The following is a 22,503-nucleotide window of genomic DNA, read 5'->3' as shown; positions in this document are numbered from 1 at the left end:
CAGTTGTCGCTCTACCATCAGGATCCCCCTGATTGGGAAATCCGCAAGTATTTTCACTGCCGTATCAAGACCTGAACTGCGAACTGGCGAGTAACAAACGTGTCGGTACGGCCAACCGATCGGACTTCAACCGCTAGCATCGGTGCGGTGACTGCAGTCGGTTTGAACGAAGAAGCTGTTTCCGCGTGGATCGCCGGACTGGGGGTCGGCGCCACGACACCACTGACTTTCGAGAGGATCGGTAACGGGCAATCGAACCTGACCTACTCCGTGACGGATGCGGGCGGAGGACGGTGGGTACTGCGCAGACCTCCACTCGGCACGTTGTTGGCGTCCGCGCACGACGTCGTTCGCGAGCACCGCATCCTGTCCTCGCTCCAGGGAACCAAAGTGCCGGTTCCGAAGATCCTCGGCATCACGGAAGATCCGGAGATCACGGACGCTCCGCTGGTCCTCATGAGCTACATCGACGGCGTTGTGATCGACGGCGTTCCGGTTGCTCAGAAGTTGACCGAGGACGAGCGTCGCGCGGTCGGCTTGGCGATGCCCAAAACCCTCGCCAGCATCCACGGAGTTGACCTGGAAGAGACCGGGCTGGACGACCTGGCCAGCCGCAAGCCTTTTGCCGAGCGTCAGCTCAAGCGGTGGTCGGCGCAGTGGGAGAAGTCGAAGACCCGCGATGTTCCGGATGTCGACCGATTGGCCGAGATTCTGCACCGAAACATTCCGGAACAGAACGAAGTGACGTTGGTTCACGGCGACTTCCACCTCAACAACGTCATCACCGATCCGGCCGAGGGGCGCATCGTTGCCGTCGTCGACTGGGAGCTGTGCACGTTGGGGGAGCCGCTCGCGGACCTCGGTGCGCTACTCGCGTACTGGCCGGAAGCCGGTGACAAGGTTGCCGGTCCGTTCATGGCGTCCACGCTGGAAGGCTTCCCGAACCGTGACGAGCTGGTCGCTGCCTACGTCGAGGCGACTGGCCGCGACGTGTCAGCGGTCGGATACTGGCACGTACTCGCTCTGTGGAAGCTCTCGATCATCGCGGAGGGCGTGCTGCGACGCATCCTCGACGATCCGCGCAACAAGGCCGAGCACGGCGGCCCGACCGTCGCGCTGATCGACGGAATCGTTGCACGCGCCGTCTTGACGGCAGATCAGCTCGGCCTGAGCTAGTTTTCGGTCAAGGTCCCGGCTGCCGATCTGATGGCCGCCGGGATCTCCACCGGCTTACGGGTGTCGGCGTCGACGTAGACGTGCACGAAGCGCCCGGTCGCGGCAGGTTCCCAATGGCCGCTTTCGACCTCGTGGAATATCGCCAGCGCGTAGACGATGCTCTTGGTGCCGAGCTTCTCGACGGAGATACCCACCTGCAACTGCTCGGGGAACGACAGCTCGCTCAGGTACCGGCACGACGTCTCGGCGACGACGCCGATGGCAGGCAGGGTGCGGATGTCGGTTCCAGTGGAAGACATCAGCCAGGCGTTGACCGCGGTGTCGAAGTACGAGTAGTAGGTCACGTTGTTGACGTGGCCGTAGTGATCGTTGTCGTCCCACCGCGTCGGGACGGGCCAGAGAACGGGAAACTCGCTGATCGACGGGGGCGTCTGCGCTGTGCTCACGGCTTCGACTGTAGTGAGGACTTTCGCGAGAGTGAGGGCAGGGTGGTGCCCTGTAGGACTGCACGCACGATCAGCCCCACCAACAGTGCCCAGAATGCCGAACCGATTCCCAGGATACTGACCCCGGATGCGGCGATCAGAAACGTGACCACGGCGCCTTCACGTTCACTCGCCTCGCTCAGCGCCGACGTGAGGGCGCCGGCAAGCGTTGCCAGGAGCGCCAGTCCGGCAACAGTTTCCACGACTCCGGCCGGTGCGGCGGCTACCAGAGCGGCCACCGCGGCCGCGCCGGCAGCGAGAACGAGATACGCCCAGCCTGCGGTGAAGGCAGCGATCCATCGACGTTTGGGATCCGGATGTGCGGTGGGGGCGGCGGCCAGGGCTGCGCTGATCGCCGCGAGGTTGATCGCATGGCCACCGGCCGGTGCGCCGACGATGGTGCCGATACCCGTCACGATCATCGACGGTCGCCAGGGAACGGTGTATCCGAACGAATTCATCACGGCCACACCGGGAATGTTCTGCGAAGCCATCGTGACGATGTAGAGGGGAATCGCAATGCCGATCATTGCCTGCCAGGTCCACGACGGCGCGGTGAGATCGATGCGGGGAATCATGGCGCCGGCGTCGAGCACTCGATCCGACGTGACGAGGCTGATCCCGATCACGACCGCGGCGGTGAGGAACGCGAGCGGAACCGCCCATCGCTTGGAGAAGCGCTGCGCGGCAAGCCAAACCAGGATGACGGGCGCGACCGCTGCGGGGGCGTCCCGGACGGCGATGATCGGCGCCAGGCACAACGGCATCAGAACCCCGGCGAGCATCGCCTGCGCGAGGGGCGTCGGGATTGCCGAGATGATCCTTCCGAGCGTCGGCCACAGTCCGGTCAGAACAATCGCGATTCCGACGACGATGAATGCTCCGACCGCCGCCGGCCACCCACCCTCGACGGCTCCGGCGCCGGCGAGCAGAGCGGCACCGGGAGTCGACCAGGCCAGGGTGATCGGCATCCGATACCGGCGTGAGAGCCAGAGCATTCCCAACGCTTGGGTCACACACAGAACCAGCAGTCCGGACGCCGCCTCGGTCGCGTCCGCGCCGACAGCGGCGAGGCCGGTGAGGACCACCGCGAACGAACTGGTGAAGCCGACGAGGGCCGTGACGATGCCTGCGCTCATCGGTTGCGAGTTGCTGCGAACGGCTTCCGGTTCGGTGGTATCTGTGGAGTCCGACATGGTCAGTGATTCTGCCCGACCCGCTCGAGGCCCGATTTACCTGTCCGGTCGGATGGGTGAGGTGACCGCTTTGCCGTAGATGAGGTGCGTTTGGGCGTGCCAGACCTCGGGATGTGCGGCGAGGTGGTCGATCAATACCCGTTGTAGATGAGCGCTGTCACGGACCGCGACGTGGAGGAAGAAGTCCTCGGGCCCCGAGACGTTGAAGAGCGCAAGCGTTTCCGGCAGCGCTAGCGCGTCGGCGGTGAACCGGTCGACGAGGTCGCGGCGGTGTGGTCGCAATTGAACGGCGATGATCGCCTGCATCGACCGGCCAACGGCTGCCGGATCGACAACCGCATGGATGCCGCTGATCGTGCCGTTGGCGCGTAGGCGTCGTACGCGCTCGTGGCACGAGGACGTCGCCAAACCGACTCGATCGGCCAACACCTTGTTGGTGATCGACGCGTCGTTCTGCAATTCGGCCAAAATCTTCCAGTCCACCGGATCCAGAGGCTCATTCTTCGTCATCTGCCGAACTATATCCGGAGTCGTTTTGAACTTCCCGGATCCAGTTGCACACTCCTGGCATGAACATGTGTCTCGAATCAGCTCGGGTGTGAGGTATTTCGGATGAGTGTCGGTCAATGGCTCGCTTTCGGCTCCCTGCTATCCATCGTCCTGTTCACGCCGGGACCGGATTTTGTCCTGATCCTGCGTCATTCTCTAGCAGATCGTCGGACCGGCGCGGTGGTGGCCGCCGGTGTGATTTCCGGGCTCTTCGTTCACACCGCTGCCGCGTCACTGGGTCTCTCCGCACTTGTGGCGACACGGCCACAGTTGCTCTCCGCGCTCACCTACGCCGGGGCGGCATATCTGACCTGGCTCGGCATCTCCGCGATTCGAAGTGCTTTCAAAGCCCGCGCCTCGGACGAGGGAATTCCGGCAGCGAAAGAACCGATCGCGGTCACCACGGCATTTCGCTACGGCTTCCTCTCGAACCTGCTGAACCCGAAGGCGTTGTTGTTCTTTCTCGGGCTACTCCCGCAATTCATCGAGCCGGGTGAAGGCGCAGGGCTGCGGACGTTGATGTTGGCGGGCGCGACGGTGGTCGCCGCGGCACTGTGGTGGGCGATCGTGGTGGTGTTGGCGGCCGGAGCCGGCAAGAAGCTGCGTCGCCCTGGCGTCGGGAAGCGAATCGACGTGGTGACGGGAGTGTTGTTGGTGGGCCTCGGTGCCTTCTTCGGGGTTGCATGAGTGGTCGTGTCAGGATGGGCTCATGACACTTCCCGTGCTGATCGACGTCGAAGAACTGTCCGCTCTCATCGAGGCCGGCGCTGCGCCGCGATTGCTCGATGTCCGATGGGCGCTGGGTGATTCGAACGGCGAGCAGCATTTTCGCGACGGCCATATTCCCGGTGCGGTATTCGTGAACCTCGACGAGGAACTTGCCTCGCCGCCGTCGCCGGACGAGGGGAGGCATCCGCTGCCGAGTCTCGAAGACCTGCAGGCCGCTGCGCGTCGTTGGGGAATCGACGACGGTGATTCGGTGGTGCTCTACGACGCCACCGGCAACACGGCCGCGGCCCGTGGTTGGTGGCTGCTGCGGTGGGCCGGGCTCTCGGACGTCCGACTGCTCGACGGCGGGCTGCAGGCCTGGGAGTCCGCAGGACTGCCGTTGGCGGCCGGTATCGGCGAGTCCGTCAGCCCGGGCAACGTGACTGTCACCGGCGGCAACATGCCGACTGTCGACATCGACGGTGTCGGCAACTGGACGAGCGAGGGCGGTGTCCTTCTCGACGCCCGAGCCGGGGAGCGGTACCGCGGCGAGGTCGAGCCGATGGATCCCGTCGCAGGGCACATCCCCGGTGCGGTGAACGCGCCGACCGCCGAGAACATCACCGGCGACGGGCGATTCCTGGATACGACCCACCTGCGTGAGCGATTCGCCGGACTGGGCGTCGGAGACAAGGTGGCGGTGTACTGCGGATCCGGAGTGACTGCCGCGCACGAGATCGCGGCGCTCGCGATCGCTGGTTACGACGCGACGCTGTTCCCGGGCTCGTGGTCACAGTGGTCCAACGACAGCACTCGCGCCGTCGACACCGGAGCCTGAGTCAGCTCTTGGTGCGATCGATGAATGACGGCACGAGAAACCACAGTGCCGTGAACATGATCGCGGCGCACGCTGCCAAAACCTTTGCGGCAACTCCGCCGACGGCGACCTCGGCGATCAACAGGACCGTGCCGGTCATGGAGGCGGCCAGAAAGGCTATGCCGCACAGGGCGAATCGGTTGGCCACGGGCAATATGTTCTCGCGGTGCCCACGGCGGAAAAGCATGCGATGCCAGACCGCGGGTGCCATCAGGAACCCGAACGAGATGGCAACAAGGATCACCGTCACCAAGTGGATGCCGCGGATGTACGCCGACGCTTCCTCGTAGCGTTCGGTGAATGCCACGGCTAGCAGGAAGGCAAACAGGATCTGCACACCAGAGAGCGCGACGCGCAGCTCTTGCAACAACTCGTTGAAGTTCCGCGCGAGTTGTTGAGGTGGAGTCTCCCCGGTCTCGTTCACGGCGACGTGGTTCCTACGCCCGTGAGTATTCCGACGCTCGCTGGATCTGCTCCGCGCTCGGACGCACACCGGTGTAGAGCACGAACTGCTCGGCGGCCTGAAGGGCAATGACTGACGCTCCTGTGATCGCCGTTTTGCCGAGTTCGGTCGCCAACGCGATCAGTGGCGTCTTCGCAGGCATCGCGACGACGTCGAAGACGACATCGGCGGCGCGCACTGCGTGCTCGGGGAACGACAGTGCATCTGCTTCTGCGCCGCCGGACATACCGATCGGGGTGGCGTTGATCAGCACACCGGGACGAAGCTCACCGAGTTCGGCCTGCCAGTCGAAGCCGTACTGCTTCGCAAGCGATGACCCCACTTGCTGGTTGCGGGCGATCACGGTGACGTCGGTGAATCCGGTGTCGCGCACCGCGGCGACGACTGCTTTTGCCATGCCACCGCTGCCGGCGACAGCGACGGACAGGCTCGTGTCGACGTTGTTGTCACGCAGTAGATCGGCCACCGCCTGATAGTCGGTGTTGTAGGCGTGCAGCACTCCGGACTCGTTGACGATCGTGTTGACGGAGTCGATGGCGCTGGCCGAATCATGCATGACGTCGATGTGCTCGATGACCTGTTCCTTGAACGGCATCGACACCCCACAGCCTCGAATCCCGAGTGCTCGTATGCCTGCGATCGCGGCTGGCACGTCTTCGGTGGTGAAGGCTTTGTAGACGAAGTTCAAGCCCAATTCTTCGTAGAGGTAATTGTGAAATCTGGTGCCGATGTTGCTCGGTCGCCCGGAGAGCGACATGCACAGGAGCGTGTCCTTGTTGAGGTCGACGGTCATCGTTCCCACTCTAATCGCGAGTTCGGAGTAGTTCTTGATGGAGGAGTGCACCCATCCGGATGGCCCGCAGCGCCGAATGTCGGGTATCCGATCGAAGCACCACTCGCACCGACAGAGCCGAGACGACATGGTCACACAGAACATCGACGAGCACCCGAGCACCGAATCTCGTCCACTGCGTCGTAGATGGGCTGCTCACGCGATCTCCGGGGTCTTGGCCGCGGCTGTCGTCCTGGGCGTCGGTGAACTGGTTGCGTTGCCGATCAACCCGGACGCGTCGCCCTTCTACGCGGTAGGTGCGACTACCGTCGACCGAACGCCGGCGTGGGCTCGCGAGTTCGCGATCGATACTTTCGGTACCAATGACAAGCCGGCGCTGTTCATCGGAATGTCGATCTTGATCGTTCTGCTCGGTGCGGTGGCCGGGCTCCTGGAACGGCGACGCCGCCCGATCGGCAGCGTCATTCTCGTTCTTCTGGGCGCGGTTGGTGTGTATGCGGCGATGCAGCGCCCGACTGCCGACGCGATGTACGTGTTCCCGACACTGGTCGGTGTGGTGGCGGGCGTCGCAACCTTGCGGTTGCTGATCACACAACTCGAAGTGCCGCTCTCGCCGGGCGTCGCCGACTCGTGGTTGCCTCGTCGTCAGTTCCTCCTGCTGGCAGGTGCGGCGTTGGCAGTGGCTGCGGCAGCGGGTGCGGCCGGGAAGTTCGTGGGGCAGAGAATCGCCGGAGCAGTAGCGAATCGTGAAGATTTTGTCGTGCCCACCGCCGCTGACCCGGCGCCGCCGATTCCGGCGGGTGCGGACATCGCGATTGCGGGTGCGTCGACATACATCACGCCCAACGACGACTTCTACCGAATCGACACGGCACTCCTCGTTCCGCAATTGACGACGGATTCGTGGGAACTGCGGATTCACGGAATGGTGGACCGCGAGATGACGTTGTCGTTCGACGATCTGGTGGCGCGAACGCCCATCGAGCGAGTCATCACGCTGACGTGTGTCTCGAACGAGGTGGGCGGCGTTCTGGCCGGGAACGCGAAGTGGATCGGTTATCCCATGAAGGACCTGCTCGACGAAGTCGGTGTCCATCCCGACGCCGACATGCTCCTCTCGACCAGCGTCGACGGCTTCACAGTCGGCACCCCGGTCGAGATAGTCACCGACGGCCGTGACGCGATTCTCGCCGTGGCGATGAACGGTGAGCCGTTGCCGTTCGAGCACGGCTATCCCGTTCGGCAGGTCGTTCCCGGTCTGTACGGTTTCGTCTCCGCCACCAAGTGGGTGACGGAGTGGGAACTCACGCGTTTCGACAAGGTCGAGGCCTATTGGACCCAGCGCGGTTGGGGTGCGCAGGCACCGATCAAGACGTCCTCGCGTATCGAGGTGCCGGCAGCTCTGGCTCCCATCGAGCCGGGCCAGGTGCTGGTGGCGGGAACGGCCTGGGCGCAGCATCGCGGGATCGAGAAGGTCGAGGTTCGCGTCGACAACGGTGAATGGCAACCGGCGACACTGGCGCAGGAGTACTCGATCGACACCTGGCGTCAATGGTCGTGGATGTGGGATGCAGGCTCGGGTTTGCACACGGTGCAGGTCAGAGCGACGGATTTGGACGGGAACGTTCAGGTGGAAGAGCGCACTCCGCCGATTCCCGGTGGTGCCACGGGATGGCACACCAGGTCGTTCACCGTGAAGTGACGTCGGAATCCGAATGAGGTTCGGTATACAGACGAACAACGCGTTGAGCCATCCATCCGGCGATCAGGGTTCGCAGGCCGAAGTCGAACGTGTCGTCGGTTCGCAGCGGGGTCGTAGCCTCGCGCGTGACCTCGCTCGGGTTCGAGGATTGAGTCCACGCGACATCCGGCGTCGAGAGTTTCACGACGGATCCGAGAACCAAACTGTCCAGCGTGGAGATTGCGTGACGAGTGTCGGTCGGATCGAAACCGCCGTCCGAAAATGCTTGAACCAGTGCAGTATCGATATCAAAAGTCACCTCGGTGCGGACGCTGCGTGTCATGAGTAGCGGGATGAGGCGCCAATGTTCGACGGCAGCTCGGCGATAGGCCCACCCCCACGCGCTGATCCGTTCGCTCCATCCTGGGGGTGGGTGGGGGACAGAGATCGACGACATCACGCGGATGCGCATGAGTTCGACGATCTCGGATCGACCCGAAATATGTGTGTAGAGCGAAGACGGAGTCACGTTCAATTGCTTGGCGATCCCGGGCATGGTGAAGTCGCCGGTCGCGTCGACAGCATCCAGAGCCGCGTCGGTGATGTTTCGCGTGGACAGTATCGGCTGGGTGGGACGCGGCATCGATTCTCCTGGTGAGGGATTCGTCAGCAATCTCGGACTTCATCGAGTGATGACAACTCCTTGATTTCGGGAGCCGATATGCATCATACTAACCGAACCCTATTCGGTATGTCGGCGGAATCTTCCGGCGATCGGTACACGTCGGAGGAACATTCAATATGTCTGTCGTATGGCTGACCGGTGCAACGATCATCGACGGGACGGGCGCCGACCCGATCGAGAACTGCGCTGTTGCTGTGGAAAACGGGCACATCAGTGCACTCGGTGGCACGCCACCCACGGGGGCGGAGGTGCTGGACTGCACCGGGCTGACAATCACGCCCGGCCTCATCGACGCACACGTTCATCTCGGTGGATCGAGCGATCTCGCACCGAGCCTGCGGCGTCAGATCTCGGTAGCCGAGCTCGCTGCAGACATGTTCGCGACCTGCGCATCGACCCTCGACGGGGGATTCACCACTGTTCGTGACTGCGGCGGAATCGACGGTGGACTCGCCGGAGTTGTCGCCTCGGGCAAGATTCCGGGTCCGCGGATCATTCAGTGCGGCCCGATCCAGTGCCAGACCGGTGGACACGGGCACCTGGCGGCCGAATGGGAGCCGACTTCGGACTGGTCCGATCATGACATCCCCGGATTACGTTGTATGTCTCTGCTTTCCGACGGTCCGCACGAAATGCGAAAGAACGTTCGCGAGACGTTCCGCAGGGGTGCGGACTTCCTCAAACTGTGTGTTACCGGGGGAGTGGTATCCACTCATGACAAGCTCACCGATACCCAGTTCACGGTCGACGAGATCGAAGTTGCCGTCGAGGAAGCCAATGCGCGCGGTACCTATGTCACGGTGCATGCTCACAACAACGAGGGAATCCGTAACGCTGTCACTGCCGGGGCAAAATGCGTCGAGCACGGCTCCGATATCGACGACGAGACCGCCAAGTTGATGGCCGAGCACGACGTCGCGTTGGTGCCGACGTTGGCTGTGGTGCAGGCGCTCTCGGACAGCGCGGCGTCAGCAGGTCTACCCGAATCGATTTCGGCTCGGATCGGCCAGATGATGCAGGGTCAGATCGACGGGCTTCTTGCTGCTCGAAATGCCGGCGTCAGAGTGGGATTGGGATCGGACCTCATCGGTACCGATCAAACGGGCCGGGGAATGGAGCTGGTCCTGCGCGCCAAGGTCGAAACCCCGATGGACGCATTGGTTTCCGCTACCCGGATCAACGCCGACATTCTCGGTATCGCCGACGAGGTCGGCACCATCGAAGTCGGCAAGTTCGCCGACCTCGTTGCATTCCGCGGCAATCCGTTGACGGATCCGTCCATCTTCGCCGATCGTGAGCGCATCGCACTCGTCATTCAGAGCGGTCGAGTGGTGAAGGACGGCCGGTAGCTCAACAGCGAGTGGCGAGTTCTGTCAACGCCGAGTGATCCGCCCGGCTGACCGGTAAGCCGTAGGAAATCGCGACGGTCAAGTACTTGCCGGCGTAAAAGCATCGGTACGCAGGATCGGGCGGCAACCACTCACTGGGCGTGCTGTCGCCTTTCGACTGGTTGTCGGGGCCGTTGACGGCCAACAGGTTCAGAGACATGTCGTTCGCGAACCTCATCCGCAACGCAGGAGTCCAGGAGTTCGCGCCGAAGTCCCAGGCCGCGGCGAGCGGGAAGACGTGGTCGATCTGGACGGACTTGGCCTGGCTGCGTTCGAATTCGATGCGATCTCCGGAGTACGGGTCGGTCATCGCGCCCGACAGTACGACGCAGTCACGTGTTCCCGGTTTGAACACCACGTCCGAGAGATCTTGGGCCAGAACGTTGTTGCGGGTATCGCACCCGTCGTGGCCACCAGGTGCGTCCTGGTCGTCGGACCACGCGGGGCCGAAGACGCAGGCTTCTCTGAACAAGAATTCAAGCTTGGTAATCATGTGGAAGTCCTTCCCGAGATCGATCCGAATCCAGGCATTCCGAGGTCAGTTGTTGCCGATCCTCGTTTCATCGTGGCATCGACCTGTGCGATCTTGTCCCTGACTCCGGTGTAGCTGACCTGCAGTCCTTCGACTTCACCCAGCCAGCCTTCCTGTTTGGCTTCGATGATGCGGGCTTCGAGGTTGTCTCGGATTTCTTCGAGCCTGCCTCGCTGCGTTGGATCCGGCCGCAGGAGTGAGCATCTGACGCAAGCATGCTCATGGATGCAGGGTGTGCCGAACGACCGTGCGCAGGTCCCGACCGATACTTTCCGCTTCTCGAAATGAGACAAGAACGCATCCCATTCCTCGTCGGTCGGTGTCCGGTATTCCTCACTGGGTCTCATCGAACGACGACGCGCGATGAACGCTCGATGCGCTTCGATCGTTTCCGAGGGGTAGACGGCCTTGTAGCCCATCGTCGTGTCAATTGTCTTGTGCCCGCAAATAACCTGTGCGATATGGGGTGGCAGGCCGTTCATGATCGCGTCGGTGACGAATATTCGCCGGAAGTCGTGGGGCTGAAACATCAACGGATCGCCACTGGCATCGGTGAGAGCTGCCACGGTGAGCGCATTGATGAGGAGCTTGCGGACGAAACTCGGTGGGATCGCTCGGCGTTCGTTTCCGATTCCCCGCTGAAAGAGCAGCGGCATCGGCGGATTCCACAGCTTCTCCTGCGTATCGTAGGCAGCCACGAGCGGTATCGATCCGTTGGGTTGCCGCGAACGCTGAACTACCGCACTGAGGACTTCCGCAAGCTCGGGACTGACCAAGATCAGCCGCTCGGTATCGGTCTTCGATGGAGCTATCTGCAGCAGCGGAACCAGTTCACCGGTACTAGGTAGTCGATATTCGGTGATGCTGTGGTGACTGAGCTCGAGGAGCTCTTCATGACGGATACCGCTGAGCCGCAACACTTCGATAGTGGCGAATGCCCAGAATGCTTCCTCGTCCTCGTAGGTGAGATCGCGGCGAACACCGGTAACAGTATTGTCGGCCCATACGACGCGGCCAGTTCCCCGACGGATCAAGGATCGTCGCAGTTCTCCGTCGGTTCCCGCGATCACCTCACCTGGTTCGGTGTTCTGCGCCGCAACAAGTAGAGCCGCTGCGGCCGCGCGGCGGTCAGCTGCGGACCGAACCAACTGCGACAGGACAGGCAATCGCTCGCGAGTGCGCTGATCCATCCGCGCTTTACGGTGTTTGAGTTCCTTGCCTCTTTTGACCTCGGCGTCGCTGATCGGGCAGGGCGCCACCCACTGCGCCCAGCGTGCCGGATCTTCGACGGCCCAGTGCGCGAGGTCGAGATAGAACGCACGCACTTGCAACAGATTGTCTTTGTAATTCTTTCGGGGCGAAGTTGTTTCGTGCTTTCGTCCCGCCGCGTCGACGGCGGTGCGTGTGATCGATCTCAGGTCGTCCTTCCATGCTCGGGCAACGTCAGGCGGCAGCGCCAGGGTGTCGATACCGGGGGCGAGTGTCTCGACGCGGCTCCAGAACAGCCCGGCGAGTCCTCGGGCACGAGAGTTGAGACTGGTGTAGTCCAGCGCGGGTTGACGCTCGCGCAGATAGTCGATGAGCAGAGCTCGGATCGGTTGGTTCTCGATCGGGTAGCGGTCGACGAGTTGTTCGATCGTCAACTGTCCGACCGGAGCGCCGAACGCACGGATGCTGTGTGGTGCATCCTCGGGAAAGATGCCCATCGCACGTAGTCGCAGGTAGAAATCGATCTTCTTCTGACCGCGGCGGGAGTGCACCTGCGCCATCGTTTCGATCAGCTCCACGCAATCGCCGACAGTGATCTCCGCGACCGTCCCGCCTTTGGATACCAGCAGGGTCGCGATTCTGGTCGCTGCGATTCGTGCATCGTCTCGCGAGGTATCCGGCTGAGTGGCAGCAAGCTCGTCCAACCGCGCGAATCCGTCCGGATCTCGCAGCTTTGCCATCATCGGCGCGAGAAACGGGTGCGCCCGGGAGAGCATCCACGGCAACTGCGGCCGGATCACGTCCAGGCACAGCAACATCAGCAGTCCTGCAGCCAGGTCGTTGCGATCATGTCTGACAGGGCGCCCGTGTCCGGCAATCCATTCCACCGGGAGATCGGCCCAGGAGGTTGTCGCGCCGTAACGAGACCCGCGGATGTTCTCGGCGCCGCTGGCGAGCCACCGGGCTTGCCAGGTATCGCCTGGCACCGAAGCCAACCAGGTCAGTATCTTGATCACGCCCCGGTGCCGTCCGGCTCGGGTGGTGACCGCAGCCTCAGCAAGCACCGAGCAGTTCAGTCGGGCCTCGACCTCCTCAGCAGAGGCAGCGGTGTGCGGCCACCAGAGTTCACCTTCGCGTGGTGGAAACTGTTTGTGCAGTTGGCGAATCCTCGAATGCGGCACCGGTGTGACCTCGAAGCGTTCCGGGCGGGTCATGTGCTTGACGGCAGTGCTCACAACGGCCTCCCGAACAGCACGCTCAACGCTGCCGGATCGTATCCAGGAGCAGGAGGCGGCGACGGAGCCCGCGGATGTTCCCGCTGATCAGCAGTACGAGCGTGGTGGGCCAGGACGCTGGCGATCACCTCGTCCTTATCGGGTGTCAGATAAATTTCGGTCGTCGACAAATGGGCGTGCCCCAACACCTCTTTGACCTCCACCAAGGACAAGTGCGGGTCGTTGGCCATCCGCCTCGCTGCACTGTGACGTAAGTCGTGCAGAGTCCAATCCGAACCGAGGGTAGCATTCGCACGCTCGAACATCCGATGCGCCGCATGGTAATTCAACGGGCGGCGAGGCCTTCGCAGTGTCCACCACAACGGTTGCATCCGTCCGAGTGGCACCTCGCCCCGCAACTGCTCCTGATACAACCGCAACCAGACGAACGCGTCCGCCGACGCGGGTACCTGCTCCACCGCACGTGTTCCCTTGCGCACCACAGTAATCAACTGCTGCCCCGGGTCGACATCGCACTCGCGGACTCCCAACAGCTCCGACGCTCGCACCCCCGATGAAATCCAGAACGCCACCAACGCCCGGTCCCGATCCGACGACAACGCCGCGAACAACTTATCGAACAGATCCTCGGGAATCGCTCGGGGAATCCGCTGCGAGACCCGAGGCCGGTAGCGCCCCACACGCTCAGGTGCCCAATGATCCATCGGATTGTGGTGCGCATGAGCCCGTCTCGACCGGCGAGAGAGATCGAGAGGGAACGGATTCAGAAGCGGGCCAGTCCCCGCGTCCCGATGAAAATCGTAGAAACTTCGCAGCACCGTCTCACTGTGCGCCACTGTCGCCGGCGAGTACCCGGCCCCCAGAGCCGGTTTGCCGGTGACAGGATTCGGCGATGCCGCAGCAGTAGCAGCCGCCTCGGCGCTGGCCGGCACCACTGATCCTTGTCGTGCCTTCGCCGTCAACTGGATCCAACAACTGAAATCGCGGGCATCGACCCGATCGGCACGATCCCACGCCACGTCCACAGCGTGAAGGAACCGCCACCATCTGAGCAGATCCATACCGTACGAACGCACCGTCGCCACCGACCTCCCGGAAGCGATCAGCTCCCGGAAGAACACCTCGACGGACTCCACTCGTTCACCGTCGCTGCCCTGCAAGACGTAAGGCTCCGCCGCCTGACCTGTCGCTATCAACCGACCCACTCGGGCCACCACAAGCCCCGACAGATCTCTCGAACTTTCCCCTTCGCTCATGTCCGCAAGCTACCGACCCACATCGACCCCACCCCTTCAGACCTGCACCATTCGGCATTTAGTTCAGTCAACGGGGCCTCGCCGTTACCGCAGCCGCGCTCGTATCCACCCGGATGTGGGCGGTTGTCGACAATCGCGGTCCGGGACAGCAGCGATTCGAGCTCCGATCGTGTCGGGCTGCCCGGGGCCGACTCGAGACGCTCGTCCCCGAACCATCCGCAGGACGCGACGAGACATACGAGCACGAGCGTCGACAGGATCGCAAATAACCGTGCAACCACCTGTGCCCCCGTCCGTCGTAGACGGTGATTCAACGCCGCCCGTCGTAGACGGTGATTCAACGCCGTCCGTCGTAGACGGTGATTGAACCATCGGGGGCCGACAGGAATCAGCCGAACTCGATCACTACTTTGCCGGCGGCATGGCCGTCTTCGACTGCAGCGAGCGCTTCCCCAGCGCGGGAGAATGGGTACCGCCCGGACACGGACGGGTCGAGGATCCCGTCGGCCACGAGCGCCGCGACCTCCGTGAATACTGCTGTAGTTCTTCGGCGTTCGACACCACCGCCGCCGAGTCGGCTCGCAGCCAGAGGATCGGCGATGCTCAGGATCGGTGCGTCCGGTCGGGCGAGCTCAGCGCCGCGAGTGAGAGTGTCCCCGCCGACCAGGTCGAAAACCGCGTCCACTCCGACTGGGGACAACGCGGACACGTCGTCTGCGAAGCCGTCCCCCGACGCAACCCAACGTGCTCCCGCTTCCTCGATCGCGGTTCTCTTGGACTCGCTCGCGACACCGATCACGTTGATACTCCGCGCCAGAGCAAGCGCGATCGTGCTGCGACCAACGCCGCCGCCGGCGCCGAGCAGCAGGAGTGTCGCCCCGGGTTTCAGACCGAGATCGTGGAGTGCGTCGTAGGCCGTTCCTGCCGCAACCGTCAGCACTGCGGCATCGGCCCAGGACACGGTAGGCGGCTTGTGTGCTGTCGAGGAGACGTTGAGCAATGTCGACGCGGCGTAGCCGCCGAAGCCGGTCGCGGTAGCGCCGAACACTTCGTCGCCGACCTCGAACTCGGTGACCCGCGGACCTACTCCGATGACAACACCGGACACTTCGCGGCCCAGAACCGCAGGCAGCGTCACCGGGACAGTATCTTTTCGAGTACCCGCGCGAACTTTCCAGTCAGCGGGGTTGACGCCCGCCGCTCGGACCGACACCAGCAGTTGGCCGGCACCCGGTGGGGGCAAGGTGACGTCGAAGTAGGATTGTGTGTCGGGTCCGCCGTACTCGGTGAAGCCGTATGCCGTCGTCATGCCTGCCAGCCTATTGCCCGGTAGGCGGGAAGTGGTGTCGGTGGCACCTGATTGGATGGTCGGATGCTGCATGGACTCTGGTCACCGGGATCGGGGCTCAAACTGTGGGTCGACGGGCACGACGGTGCCGGGACCGACGATCCCCGTGATCCGGTCAGTGCTGTCCTGCATCGCAAGTTCCGTCATCGTGTGAATGTCGCTATGCCGCCCGTACCTGGCGGGCCTTTGCAGAGTGAGTACGCAGCTGTTGCGTTAGCGCCGCCGGACGCAGTCGATCTCCTGCTGCGGTTCAAGGCCGACGATCAGCGAATTGCGGGAGACCTGCACTTTCTCGTACATGTGGCGCGAGGAATAGACCGTTGGGTGCGCGCCGGACGGGTGGTCCCCGCACTGACGCGGGCTGAAGGAAGTTGGTGGCCACGCTGGCAGTTGTCGGTGGGGGAACGCCAGCGCGCCTGGATCGGCGAATTGGTAGTGGCGATGCCGCCGGTGCAGCGGGCGGTCGGTTCGCCGAGGGCGACGATCGAAGACATCACGAACGAACTCACGGACCCGATCGTCCGTCGTGCTCTCGGGGACTCGCATCCGGTGGTGCAGACCCCGCTGTGGCAGGCCGTGTTGTCCGGGGATGCTTTCGACGACGTGTCGGTACGAGCGGCCGAGGGACTCGCCGAATGGGGGTCGACGTTCACCGCCGGAGAGCCGGACCTGGTTCTGCGGCTGATCGAGCCTGAACTCGACGACAATTCCGATCCCGACGACGATGCGCTGTGGCGTCTGCAAGTGTGTTTGCGTCCTGAAGGTGAAGCGCCCGAACGTGTTCGACTGCACCGGGCCGATCCCAAACGTATCCAGCTCGGCAGCCGCAAACTCGAAGAGGCAATCAAGGCTTACCCACGTTTTCGCGACGTGCCGCGCGACGAGGACAGTCTCGACCTGTTGCTGCCCACTCCTGTAGTGATGGACCTGGTCGGACACGGCGCGATAGTCCTGCGAGAGCGAGGGATCACGCTGCTGCTTCCGCGTGCCTGGAACGTGGTGTCTCCATCCCTGCGTGTGCGGGTGACCTCGGCGGCGTCTCCGATCGTTGCGGAGAATCGTACGGTCGGTATGGACCAATTGCTGGAATACGATTGGGAATTGGCGCTCGGAGACAAGGTACTCACCGCCGAGGAAATGACCCGACTGGTCGATGCGAAGTCCGATCTGGTCCAGTTGCGCGGCGAGTGGGTTCAGGCGGACAAAGACGTCCTGGCCCGCGCGGCTCGTTTTGTCAGTCAGCGGCATTCGAGCGGGGACCGAGCGATCGTCGATCTGATCAAGGACTTGATCGCCGACGACCTCAAAGACCTGCCGGTCGAGGAAGTGAAGGCAACCGGATGGGCCTCTGCACTGCTCGACCAGTCGGTGGCTCCGCGGCAGGTCGCGGTACCGTCGACGGTCAACGCGACTTTGCGTCCGTATCAACGACGCGGTCTCGACTGGTTGGCGTACATGAGTGCTCTCGGGCTCGGCGCTGTTCTGGCCGACGACATGGGTCTGGGTAAGACGCTGCAACTGTTGGCGTTACTTGCGCACGAGAAGTCCAAGACAGCAACCCTTTTGGTGTGCCCGATGTCGGTTGTGGGTAACTGGCAGCGTGAATCGGCGCGATTCGTGCCGAGCTTGCGCGTCTACGTTCATCACGGTTCGGATCGCGCTACCGGGGCGGAGTTGGAACAGGCAGTTCGTGAGAGTGACCTCGTGATCACCACCTACGCGCTCATGACCCGCGACGTCGCGGCCCTCAAGGATCTCGACTGGCGGCGCGTAGTGCTCGACGAGGCTCAACACATCAAGAACGCCAAAACATCTCAGGCGAGAGCTGCTCGCAGCATCCCCGCGGATCATCGCGTTGCTCTGACCGGAACGCCGGTGGAGAACCGACTGGACGAGCTGCGGTCAATCCTCGATTTTGCCAATCGCGGTGTACTCGGCTCGGAGCAGATGTTCCGCAAAAGGTTTGTCGTACCGATCGAGCGGGAAAAAGATCAGCTTGCCGTCTCGCGACTGCGAGCCGTCACGTCCCCCTTTGTGCTGCGGCGCGTGAAGACCGATCCCGCCGTGATCGCGGATCTCCCGGAGAAGTTGGAGATGACGGTTCGAGCGAATCTCAGCGAAGAGCAGGCCGCGTTGTACCGCGCCGTGGTGGACGAGATGATGGCGCAGATCAAGGGGACGGAAGGGATGAAGCGCAAGGGCGCCGTCCTGTCTGCGCTGACCAAACTCAAACAGGTGTGCAATCATCCCGCGCACTTCCTGCGCGACGGTTCGCCGGTGATGCGCCGCGGGCAACACCGTTCGGGAAAGCTCGGACTGGTCGAGGACATCGTCGAGTCGGTCATCGGCGACGACGAGAAGGTTCTGTTGTTCACACAGTTTCGTGAGTTCGGCGAATTGGTGGTGCCGTACCTGGCCGACCGGTTCACCACCGAAGTTCCGTTTCTCCACGGCGGAGTGTCGAAAGCCGGGCGCGACGCAATGGTCGAGGCATTTCAAGGTGAAGGCGGCCCGCCCATCATGGTGCTCTCGCTCAAGGCCGGCGGCACGGGTCTGAATCTCACGGCGGCCAACCATGTGGTTCACCTCGACAGATGGTGGAACCCGGCGGTAGAGAACCAGGCGACGGACCGTGTCTTCCGCATCGGTCAGAGAAAGAACGTTCAGGTACGCAAGATGGTGTGCGTCGGAACCTTGGAAGAGCGAATCGACACGATGATCGCGAGTAAAAGTGAACTCGCCGAACTTGCAGTCGGGACTGGTGAGAACTGGGTGACGGAGATGAGCGTCGAGCAACTGGACGAGTTGTTGCGACTCGGCGACGACGCGGTGGGCGAATGAGTCCGCGCGGTAAAGGCCCCGATTTCAGTGAGTACACCGGGCCTCGACGGCGAGCACCCGCGCCGGTCAAGCCTCGTCCAGCGTTCGGGAGGACGTTCTGGGGCAAGGCTTTTGTTCGGGTCGTCGAAGAGATCGGCGACAAACCTCGTGTCACGCGTGGGCGTACGTATGCGCGTTCGGGTCAGGTCTTGGCGCTCGACATCGAACCAGGAGTGGTGACGGCCGAGGTTCAGGGCAGCCAACTTCAACCGTTCGTTTCCACGCTGTCGATCGACACCCTTGACCAATCGGATATCGACGACATCATCACCAAGATCCGCCGCGTGCCGGGAAGTCTTGCCGCACTGGTGTCCGGCGTTGTCCCGGACATGCTTGCTGCTCAACTGATACCGGACGGCCCGTCGGCTTTTCGCTTCGACTGCACCTGCCCCGATGTCGGTTGGCCGTGCAAACACGCTGCGGCCGTGGCGTTCTTGACCGCGGAGCGAATCGACACCGATCCGCTCAGGTTGCTGAGACTTCGCGGGGTCGACCTGGAGCAGTTGATCGGGGGAGTGGAAGACGAGTCGACTGTTTCGGTGGACGTCGAGAATTGGTTCGGAATCGCGGCTGCCCTCCCTGCGCTACCGAAGGTGCCTTTTCGCGCGGCGATCGACGATCTGGATATCAGGCGGTTGCGCGAGGCGGTTGCGGCATTGGGATTGGACATGGCTCAGCAGAACGTCGCCTTGGACGAAATACGGTCCATCTACCGACGGTTGGACGGTTGAAATCGGACAACTCCGGACTGGTGCTAGTTTCCTGTCGTAAATTCCAGTATCGTTAATTGGACCGGTCCGGTCGGGACCTGCCTGCGATTTCAGGTCGTTGTCGTCGGCGAATAGACGACTATTCATTTCTCGGAGGGACAGTCGCTGTGATGCCCGTTCATTTGCGCGACAGCGCAATACCCAAACACGAACAGTTGCGCACCATTCTCCTGCGCAAGTGCACCCAAGAACTCCAGCCTGGCGACTTGATGACCAGCGAGCGAAACCTGATGCAGGACTACGGCGTCAGTCGGATCACCGTTCGCGAGGCAATCGGGCAACTGGTCAATGACGGACACCTCGTTCGCGTGCGTGGCAAGGGAACCTTCGTTGCGCACCGTGCTGTCCAATCCAAGCTGCACCTTGCATCCTTCACCGAGGAAATGCGCGCCCAGGGGCATCACCCCACGACAGTGGTCCTGGTCAGCGAACAGGGGCCGGTCCCCGAAAACACTGCTGCCGCACTGAATATGCGACCGGGTTCCGACGGTTACCACGTCAAGCGCTTGCGCCTTGCCGACGGCGAGCCGGTGAGCGTGGACGACGGCTGGTTCAATCCCGAACTGTTGCCGGGTTTACTCGACATGGACTTGACGGGTTCGATCTATCGGGCAACCGCCGACAAGTACGACAAGCCGATCGATCGGGCAGAGCAGACAGTCAGTGCCGATGGTGCCAGTACGGAGATCGCGACTCTCCTGGGCACTCGTAAGGGCGCTCCGGTTCTGTACTTCGATCGAGTGTCGTTCAGCGAGATCGCACCGGTCGAGCACACTCGCAGTTGGTACCGATCCGACCGCTACCAGTTGCAGATGGAAGTCCAGGGCCAAGCGCGGCCCAAAACGCGCGGCGACCAATAGTCATCGTTCGAAGCGAAAGGGCGAGCACACCTTCCGGTGTGCTCGCCCTTTGCGTTACGCCGACCAGTCGAACAGAGTGTCGCCAGTGGCGACGTCCCCACCGACGGAAGGGGATTCGACGGTGTCCGGTTTGGAATCCATTACGACAACCGGGCAGATCGCCGAGTAGCCGGTCGTGTCGATGTGCGCTGGATCGAAGCTGACAACGGGATCACCCGCATCGACGGTGTCACCCTCGGCGGCGATGAGCGTGAATCCGTCGCCTTCCAGCTTGACCGTGTCGATGCCGATATGGACCAGCACGCCGGTGGCCTTCTCGCCGAAGATCACAAACGCGTGGGGGTGCAGTTTCAGGATCTTTCCGCTGATCGGCGCCACGACCGTGAGCGGGCCTTGACCGCGGGCGGGTTCGATCGCGACGCCCGAGCCGACCATCTGCTGAGCGAACACCGGGTCCGGGACGTCCGCGAGTGCGACGACCCGGCCGGGCAGCGGGGCGAGGACGACCGTCACAGGATGTCCTCGATGTCCTCGGCAAGGGTGTCGGCCTCGGGCCCGACGATGACCTGGACAACCGTTCCGGCTTTGAGCACGCCGTGTGCGCCGGCAGCCTTGAGAGCGGACTCGTTCACCTTCGCTCCGTCCTTGACCTCGGTACGCAGGCGGGTGATGCAAGCCTCGATCTCGACGATGTTCTCTGCGCCGCCGAGGCCCTTGATGATTGCTTCCGCTTTCGACATTTGCTGCTCCTGATTGTCGGGTTGGTCGTGATCGTTGAACGGTCGTACAGGTGGGCTGACTAGTTGCTGGTCAAGGCTATCCCGGTTACGTATGTCACATTTGGGTGTTGACAACTCGCCTCCACCAGGTAAAACTACAACTGGTTATGACCGGACAGTACCCGTTGGAAGTCCGGCTCCACAACAGTTTCGACAAAACGGTTTCGGCCTCACTTCCGAGCAAGAACCGTGACCTGCATTTTCACGAAACCTGCACGTGTACGACACCCGAATTTCCAGAACCAGCGGCCGATCGCGACGCGGCCCGGCGAACGAAGAAGGTCCTTGATGACTCTCGAAGACACCCCGAAGAAGGAATCGAAAGTGTTCGCCGGGGTTCAACGCCTCGGCCGAAGCTTGATGCTTCCGATCGCCGTTCTGCCGGCTGCGGGAATCTTGCTCCGCCTCGGCCAGGACGACCTGCTCGGGCGATTCAGTTCGATGCACAGTGCTGCTGCAGTGATCTCTGCGGCAGGACAAGCAGTCTTCACGTGGCTGCCGCTGATCTTCGCCGTCGGTATCGCGATCGGCTGGGCCAAGAAGGCCGACGGATCGACTGCCTTGGCAGCCGTCGTCGGCTACATGGTGATCGACGGCGTGTTCAAGGCGATGTCGCCGATCGTCCTCGAAGGGAAGACGGACCCGAACGGGGATCAATCCCTGATCAACTACGGTGTGCTCGCCGGTATCGTGATGGGCTTGCTGTCGGCGATCTTGTGGCAGCGGTTCTATCGAACGAAGCTTCCCGATTATCTCGGGTTCTTCAACGGGCGCAGGCTCGTTCCCATCCTGACAGCGATCACCGGTCTTGTGGTCGGTGTCCTGATGGCATTCGTGTACCCCTTGTTCAACTCCGGCCTCAACTGGGTCGGTGAAGCAGTTGCTTCCAATACCGTTGTGGGCGGCGGCATTTACGGCGCAGCGAACCGCCTCCTGATCCCCACGGGCCTGCACCACATCTTGAACTCCGCCGTGTGGTTTCTGATCGGCGACTACCAGGACGCGAGCGGTCAGATCGTTCGCGGTGACCTCAACCGGTTCTTCGCCGGCGACCCCTCCGCCGGTACGTTCATGACCGGCTTCTTCCCGATCATGATGTTCGCCCTCCCCGCTGCAGCCTTCGCAATCTGGCGCAACGCCAAGCCTTCTCAGAAGAAGCTCGTCGGCGGCATCATGCTCTCCACCGGCCTGACCGCATTCCTCACCGGTATCACCGAGCCGCTCGAATTCTCCTTCATGTTCGTCGCGTGGCCCCTGTACGTCATCCACTCGCTCCTGACCGGAACGTCGATGGCCTTGGTCAATGCGCTCGGGATTCACGACGGATTCACGTTCTCCGCAGGCTTCTTCGACTACGTGTTGAACTTCGGCAAGGCAACCAACGCATGGATGTTGATCCCGATCGGACTCGGCTACGCCGTGATCTACTACTTCCTTTTCAGCTTCGTCATCAAGAAGTGGAATCTGCGCACGCCAGGACGAGAAGAAGAGGTCGAGGTGGCCGCAGGTGAGCCCGACCCAGCGCTGCTCGAGGCCGAACTGGCACTGGCTGCCGAAGGTGACAGCCGCACCGACGCCCCGCTCGTCGCCGAACTGGAAAACAAGCTCGACAAGGAACTGGAAGGACGCTGAA

General features: G+C 62.6%; 20 protein-coding genes and 2 pseudogenes. 9 read left to right on the top strand and 13 right to left on the bottom strand.

Going from position 1 to position 22,503, the window contains the following annotated elements:
- Positions 1 to 147 precede the first annotated feature (147 nt).
- Positions 148 to 1,176, top strand: coding sequence for a phosphotransferase family protein (locus RA302_RS19285; RefSeq protein ID WP_047270248.1), 1,029 nt, complete (start codon positions 148 to 150; stop codon positions 1,174 to 1,176).
- On the opposite strand, the gene RA302_RS19280 is transcribed toward RA302_RS19285, so the two are convergent.
- Genes RA302_RS19280 through RA302_RS19270 form a run of 3 tightly spaced genes read right to left on the bottom strand, consistent with a single transcriptional unit; the run spans position 1,173 to position 3,367 of the window.
- Positions 1,173 to 1,622 carry a thioesterase family protein gene (locus RA302_RS19280; protein WP_007726113.1) on the bottom strand — a complete coding sequence of 150 codons (450 nt, stop codon included), beginning with the start codon at positions 1,620 to 1,622 and terminating at the stop codon, positions 1,173 to 1,175. The genes RA302_RS19285 and RA302_RS19280 overlap by 4 nt on opposite strands.
- Complete coding sequence (locus RA302_RS19275) at positions 1,619 to 2,857, bottom strand: benzoate/H(+) symporter BenE family transporter (RefSeq protein ID WP_003941402.1); 1,239 nt, start codon at positions 2,855 to 2,857, stop codon at positions 1,619 to 1,621. The genes RA302_RS19280 and RA302_RS19275 overlap by 4 nt, the downstream gene beginning before the upstream one ends.
- A gap of 36 nt (positions 2,858 to 2,893) precedes the next feature.
- Positions 2,894 to 3,367: an Lrp/AsnC family transcriptional regulator gene (locus tag RA302_RS19270; protein ID WP_003941284.1), complete on the bottom strand. Its 474-nt coding sequence runs from the start codon at positions 3,365 to 3,367 to the stop codon at positions 2,894 to 2,896.
- Between the two features lie 102 nt (positions 3,368 to 3,469).
- Between RA302_RS19270 and RA302_RS19265 the strand changes: the two genes are divergently transcribed.
- Together RA302_RS19265 and RA302_RS19260 are read left to right on the top strand one after the other, a co-directional pair.
- The gene (locus RA302_RS19265; RefSeq protein ID WP_003941342.1) at positions 3,470 to 4,093 is read left to right on the top strand and encodes a LysE family translocator; all 624 of its coding nucleotides are present in this window, start codon (positions 3,470 to 3,472) and stop codon (positions 4,091 to 4,093) included.
- 22 nt (positions 4,094 to 4,115) lie between these two features.
- On the top strand, positions 4,116 to 4,952 hold the full coding sequence (locus RA302_RS19260; RefSeq protein WP_070160843.1) for a sulfurtransferase: 837 nt from the start codon (positions 4,116 to 4,118) through the stop codon (positions 4,950 to 4,952).
- A gap of 1 nt (position 4,953) precedes the next feature.
- On the opposite strand, the gene RA302_RS19255 is transcribed toward RA302_RS19260, so the two are convergent.
- On the bottom strand, positions 4,954 to 5,415 hold the full coding sequence (locus tag RA302_RS19255) for a DUF6328 family protein (RefSeq protein ID WP_003941357.1): 462 nt from the start codon (positions 5,413 to 5,415) through the stop codon (positions 4,954 to 4,956).
- 13 nt (positions 5,416 to 5,428) lie between these two features.
- On the bottom strand, positions 5,429 to 6,247 hold the full coding sequence (locus tag RA302_RS19250) for a shikimate 5-dehydrogenase (protein WP_042447990.1): 819 nt from the start codon (positions 6,245 to 6,247) through the stop codon (positions 5,429 to 5,431).
- A 127-nt stretch (positions 6,248 to 6,374) separates the two neighbouring features.
- Here RA302_RS19250 and RA302_RS19245 point away from each other — a divergent pair, with 127 nt between their 5' ends.
- The gene (locus RA302_RS19245) at positions 6,375 to 7,949 is read left to right on the top strand and encodes a molybdopterin-dependent oxidoreductase (RefSeq protein ID WP_042447877.1); all 1,575 of its coding nucleotides are present in this window, start codon (positions 6,375 to 6,377) and stop codon (positions 7,947 to 7,949) included.
- Here RA302_RS19245 and RA302_RS19240 read toward each other — a convergent pair.
- Complete coding sequence (locus RA302_RS19240) at positions 7,936 to 8,571, bottom strand: TetR/AcrR family transcriptional regulator C-terminal domain-containing protein (RefSeq protein WP_054187324.1); 636 nt, start codon at positions 8,569 to 8,571, stop codon at positions 7,936 to 7,938. The two genes, RA302_RS19245 and RA302_RS19240, sit on opposite strands and share 14 nt — an antisense overlap.
- A gap of 158 nt (positions 8,572 to 8,729) precedes the next feature.
- Here RA302_RS19240 and RA302_RS19235 point away from each other — a divergent pair, with 158 nt between their 5' ends.
- A complete protein-coding gene (locus RA302_RS19235) occupies positions 8,730 to 9,962 on the top strand; it encodes an amidohydrolase family protein (protein WP_338477560.1) in 1,233 nt (410 codons plus the stop codon).
- 1 nt (position 9,963) lies between these two features.
- Here RA302_RS19235 and RA302_RS19230 read toward each other — a convergent pair.
- The 5 genes and pseudogenes from RA302_RS19230 to RA302_RS19210 form a co-directional block, all read right to left on the bottom strand.
- Positions 9,964 to 10,464 (bottom strand): annotated as a pseudogene (locus tag RA302_RS19230) (HNH endonuclease family protein); the annotation flags it as partial.
- A 26-nt stretch (positions 10,465 to 10,490) separates the two neighbouring features.
- Positions 10,491 to 12,977 carry a site-specific integrase gene (locus RA302_RS19225; protein WP_011133408.1) on the bottom strand — a complete coding sequence of 829 codons (2,487 nt, stop codon included), beginning with the start codon at positions 12,975 to 12,977 and terminating at the stop codon, positions 10,491 to 10,493.
- On the bottom strand, positions 12,974 to 14,233 hold the full coding sequence (locus RA302_RS19220) for a site-specific integrase (protein ID WP_011133407.1): 1,260 nt from the start codon (positions 14,231 to 14,233) through the stop codon (positions 12,974 to 12,976). The genes RA302_RS19225 and RA302_RS19220 overlap by 4 nt, the downstream gene beginning before the upstream one ends.
- A 74-nt stretch (positions 14,234 to 14,307) precedes the next feature.
- A pseudogene (locus tag RA302_RS19215) lies at positions 14,308 to 14,514 on the bottom strand (deoxyribonuclease); the annotation flags it as partial.
- Positions 14,515 to 14,621: 107 nt separating this feature from the next.
- Complete coding sequence (locus tag RA302_RS19210; RefSeq protein WP_054827462.1) at positions 14,622 to 15,542, bottom strand: NADP-dependent oxidoreductase; 921 nt, start codon at positions 15,540 to 15,542, stop codon at positions 14,622 to 14,624.
- Positions 15,543 to 15,605: 63 nt separating this feature from the next.
- On the opposite strand from RA302_RS19210, the gene RA302_RS19205 reads away from it, so the two are divergent.
- The 3 genes from RA302_RS19205 to RA302_RS19195 all read left to right on the top strand — a co-directional run bounded on the left by RA302_RS19205 (position 15,606) and on the right by RA302_RS19195 (position 20,091).
- Positions 15,606 to 18,422, top strand: coding sequence for a DEAD/DEAH box helicase (locus RA302_RS19205; RefSeq protein ID WP_058227690.1), 2,817 nt, complete (start codon positions 15,606 to 15,608; stop codon positions 18,420 to 18,422).
- Positions 18,419 to 19,192, top strand: coding sequence for an SWIM zinc finger family protein (locus RA302_RS19200; protein WP_047270178.1), 774 nt, complete (start codon positions 18,419 to 18,421; stop codon positions 19,190 to 19,192). Before RA302_RS19205 ends, RA302_RS19200 begins: the two co-directional genes overlap by 4 nt.
- Before the next feature lie 149 nt (positions 19,193 to 19,341).
- Entirely contained in the window at positions 19,342 to 20,091 is a 750-nt protein-coding gene (locus RA302_RS19195) for a GntR family transcriptional regulator (protein ID WP_007726130.1), read from the top strand.
- A 54-nt stretch (positions 20,092 to 20,145) separates the two neighbouring features.
- Here the strand turns inward: RA302_RS19195 and RA302_RS19190 are convergent, their stop codons facing one another.
- Both RA302_RS19190 and RA302_RS19185 read right to left on the bottom strand, forming a co-directional pair.
- Positions 20,146 to 20,604: a glucose PTS transporter subunit IIA gene (locus RA302_RS19190; protein ID WP_070160845.1), complete on the bottom strand. Its 459-nt coding sequence runs from the start codon at positions 20,602 to 20,604 to the stop codon at positions 20,146 to 20,148.
- Positions 20,601 to 20,831, bottom strand: coding sequence for a PTS glucose/sucrose transporter subunit IIB (locus RA302_RS19185; RefSeq protein WP_003941324.1), 231 nt, complete (start codon positions 20,829 to 20,831; stop codon positions 20,601 to 20,603). Before RA302_RS19185 ends, RA302_RS19190 begins: the two co-directional genes overlap by 4 nt.
- A gap of 327 nt (positions 20,832 to 21,158) precedes the next feature.
- Here RA302_RS19185 and RA302_RS19180 point away from each other — a divergent pair, with 327 nt between their 5' ends.
- Positions 21,159 to 22,502 (top strand): PTS transporter subunit EIIC, encoded by a 1,344-nt coding sequence (locus RA302_RS19180; RefSeq protein ID WP_003941307.1) that lies wholly within the window; start codon positions 21,159 to 21,161, stop codon positions 22,500 to 22,502.
- The last annotated feature ends 1 nt before the right edge of the window (position 22,503 follow it).

This window comes from Rhodococcus sp. DN22, assembly GCF_036669995.1.
Taxonomy (GTDB): Bacteria; Actinomycetota; Actinomycetes; order Mycobacteriales; family Mycobacteriaceae; genus Rhodococcus_F; species Rhodococcus_F erythropolis.
Note: the sequence above shows the minus strand (reverse complement) of the source record. Positions and strands in the feature narration are given on the sequence as shown.

Coding starts and splice junctions, on each gene's coding strand:
- RA302_RS19240 (WP_054187324.1), bottom strand. CDS start 8,571: ATGCCGCGTCCCACCCAGCCGATACTGTCCACGCGAAACATCACCGAC.
- RA302_RS19265 (WP_003941342.1), top strand. CDS start 3,470: ATGAGTGTCGGTCAATGGCTCGCTTTCGGCTCCCTGCTATCCATCGTC.
- RA302_RS19270 (WP_003941284.1), bottom strand. CDS start 3,367: ATGACGAAGAATGAGCCTCTGGATCCGGTGGACTGGAAGATTTTGGCC.
- RA302_RS19205 (WP_058227690.1), top strand. CDS start 15,606: ATGCTGCATGGACTCTGGTCACCGGGATCGGGGCTCAAACTGTGGGTC.
- RA302_RS19185 (WP_003941324.1), bottom strand. CDS start 20,831: ATGTCGAAAGCGGAAGCAATCATCAAGGGCCTCGGCGGCGCAGAGAAC.
- RA302_RS19220 (WP_011133407.1), bottom strand. CDS start 14,233: ATGAGCGAAGGGGAAAGTTCGAGAGATCTGTCGGGGCTTGTGGTGGCC.
- RA302_RS19275 (WP_003941402.1), bottom strand. CDS start 2,857: ATGTCGGACTCCACAGATACCACCGAACCGGAAGCCGTTCGCAGCAAC.
- RA302_RS19180 (WP_003941307.1), top strand. CDS start 21,159: ATGACTCTCGAAGACACCCCGAAGAAGGAATCGAAAGTGTTCGCCGGG.
- RA302_RS19260 (WP_070160843.1), top strand. CDS start 4,116: ATGACACTTCCCGTGCTGATCGACGTCGAAGAACTGTCCGCTCTCATC.
- RA302_RS19245 (WP_042447877.1), top strand. CDS start 6,375: ATGGTCACACAGAACATCGACGAGCACCCGAGCACCGAATCTCGTCCA.
- RA302_RS19195 (WP_007726130.1), top strand. CDS start 19,342: ATGCCCGTTCATTTGCGCGACAGCGCAATACCCAAACACGAACAGTTG.
- RA302_RS19235 (WP_338477560.1), top strand. CDS start 8,730: ATGTCTGTCGTATGGCTGACCGGTGCAACGATCATCGACGGGACGGGC.
- RA302_RS19200 (WP_047270178.1), top strand. CDS start 18,419: ATGAGTCCGCGCGGTAAAGGCCCCGATTTCAGTGAGTACACCGGGCCT.
- RA302_RS19250 (WP_042447990.1), bottom strand. CDS start 6,247: ATGACCGTCGACCTCAACAAGGACACGCTCCTGTGCATGTCGCTCTCC.
- RA302_RS19210 (WP_054827462.1), bottom strand. CDS start 15,542: ATGACGACGGCATACGGCTTCACCGAGTACGGCGGACCCGACACACAA.